A 2,369-nucleotide genomic window follows, 5' to 3' on the forward strand; every position below is an offset into this window, starting at 1 on the left:
ACGCGATTCTTTTGGGAAATTTAATTGAAAACTGGTCAAATTATTATGACTCCATAATAGCTCTTCCTTTAGAAGATGTTTCATGGAAGCTTTCATTAGTTGGTAAAAATGACAATATGTATAAAAATGATTGTCTTGTGTTTGGAGAGTATATTAAAAATCATATGTTACCATCTGTGGGATTATAGTACGCATTATTTTTTATAGTTTATGTATGATTTTTCTGATATTATACTTTTTTGCGGACATAGTTATGCTTCGTCATATAGGGGATTTGAAGATTGTAAAATAGCTCCCCTATCAAAATTTGTGATATGGGAGCTAGAAAAGTAATTATTTATAAACGTGTAATTGGGTAAAAAGATATAATGCTAAATAATAAAACTATACCACTGCGGTAAAGCTTACACTGCGTTCAAATAATATCAGTTTTGTTCTTTACAGGAAAAACAAATACACATATCATTCCTAAAATACCTATTATATAAGCACAGGAAACTTGTAAAATGTGTGAATATGTAAATCCAAATAAGTTAAATAATGTAGTTGACAAATCAATACTTATCTTAAAATTAAGATATGAAAATATACTGCTGGAATACATTAATAATGTTATTATGTAAATAATAGATGCAATAGCAACTAATACTATAAATATTTTTTTATTGCTTTTTATAGATATAAATTGCTTTAATATAATACCAAGTGCAATTCCTGAAATTAAATACAGTAAAGGTTTTAATAGTGTATTAAATGTTAGCAGCAAACGATTATCATAAGTGGTTTGCAGTAACTTATTTCCAATACTGGAAATCATTACTGTCAAAAAAGCACAAATAACTATAATAAAAACTGATACAAACGATTTTTTGATTTTTTTATTCACATTTACCCACCTCCTCATATTATGTTAATTTAAAACAGATTATTTATAAGTTCAAGTTTCCAAGTATGTTTTCCTTGTCGCCCTAAAGTTAAAGTATAAGTAGCCCCCATTTCTGCTACATACTCTTTTCTTATATATGTTTTAAATCCGGTTTTATAAGTTTTTTTAGTTCCGGAAGGTGTTTGGGTTTTAATTTGAGATGTCGGTACTCCGTTATCAGCCATACCTGAACAACCATAAGTTAATTTTTGCTTTTTTATTGATACGGTTTTATCTGATATTTTATTAGCTACATCGACTTGATACAAAAGATATAATTTAGTATTTTCGTCGGTAGTTTTTTTAACTTTATAATATATAATGGAACTTGCGTATACAGACATTGTCGCATCCCAATCTCCTTCGTTTACCTGACCTTTGCCAAGAATAGAACATGAAGGTTTTGTATTATTATTATCACTTGAATTTGTTAAAATACAACTTATAGATACTTTAGCAATTAAAGACTCTGTATTATTATCAAATATTGTATCGTGGTATGTATACGTATCAGTTATGTTGCTATTAATGTTATTTTGTTTATGAATAATATTAGTATTAATATTAGAAATAGATTTATTTTTTAAATTTTTATATGTTTTCTCAATATCTGGAAAATCTTGTTCGTACTGACTTATCATATCATCATAATTAATTTCATTATGATTAATTTGTTGTGCCTTAACAGAAAATATATTTATTAAACTTATAATACAGCACATTGTTATAATTAAAAAATGATTTTTTTTCATAATATTGTATCTCCTCTTATAATTTGTTTTTTAACATGTAAATCAATATAGTATAGTGCGATAACCTCAAAATTTTGTACAATAGTAATAGTAGTACGGATAACGCGAGGCTTGAATGTTTTGTATAACAGTACGCGTTTTTGTTGTTATTTTATTATAATATTTGAAATCATGACTTCTTTATATAAATAATCTATCATTAATTTAAAAATGCGTAAAGTAACTTTTTTTTGACACTGATGTTAAAAAAAACTATAAAATTTTTGCATTTATGGAAATTGTATGCACTTGTGCGACAATATAATACAATATTGATAAGGATTAAGAATTATATTTAATACGAGGGGGAAAATATCAAGATTATGGTGGGGATCAGACATTTAAAATATTTTGTTACTTCTTATGAGTGTGGGAGTTATAGTCAGGCGTCAGAATTATTATTTGTCTCAAGACAGACGGTTTATAGTGCTATTAAGGAGTTAGAAGAGCAGACAGGTCTTTTTTTGATAAAAAAATATATAAGAAAAGTAGAAATAACACCGGATGGTGAAATGTATTACAAAAAGGCAAAAATTTTGGTTGAAGAATTTGAAGATTTGACTTTAAATAAGTCTAAAAGAAAGTTTTCCATAGCTGTAAATAATATCTTTTTTGGCTTGTTTCCATCTTTTCAAAGGAAATTCATAGAATTG

The 2,369-nt window shown here is 26.5% G+C and carries 4 protein-coding genes; 2 read left to right on the top strand and 2 right to left on the bottom strand.

The features are described 5' to 3' along the window. On the top strand, window positions 1-188 hold a 188-nt coding region (locus BM153_RS13830), incomplete at its 5' end, for a hypothetical protein (RefSeq protein WP_177205737.1). 227 nt (window positions 189-415) lie between these two features. Here the strand turns inward: BM153_RS13830 and BM153_RS13375 are convergent. After that, window positions 416-886: a hypothetical protein gene (locus BM153_RS13375; protein WP_092874991.1), complete on the bottom strand. Its 471-nt coding sequence runs from the start codon at window positions 884-886 to the stop codon at window positions 416-418. A gap of 29 nt (window positions 887-915) precedes the next feature. After that, a complete protein-coding gene (locus BM153_RS13380) occupies window positions 916-1,677 on the bottom strand; it encodes a hypothetical protein (protein ID WP_092874994.1) in 762 nt (253 codons plus the stop codon). Window positions 1,678-2,039: 362 nt separating this feature from the next. On the opposite strand from BM153_RS13380, the gene BM153_RS13385 reads away from it, so the two are divergent. Further along, on the top strand, window positions 2,040-2,369 hold a 330-nt coding region (locus BM153_RS13385), incomplete at its 3' end, for a LysR family transcriptional regulator (protein WP_143088322.1).

The organism is Acetitomaculum ruminis DSM 5522 (assembly GCF_900112085.1).
Classification (GTDB): Bacteria; Bacillota; Clostridia; order Lachnospirales; family Lachnospiraceae; genus Acetitomaculum; species Acetitomaculum ruminis.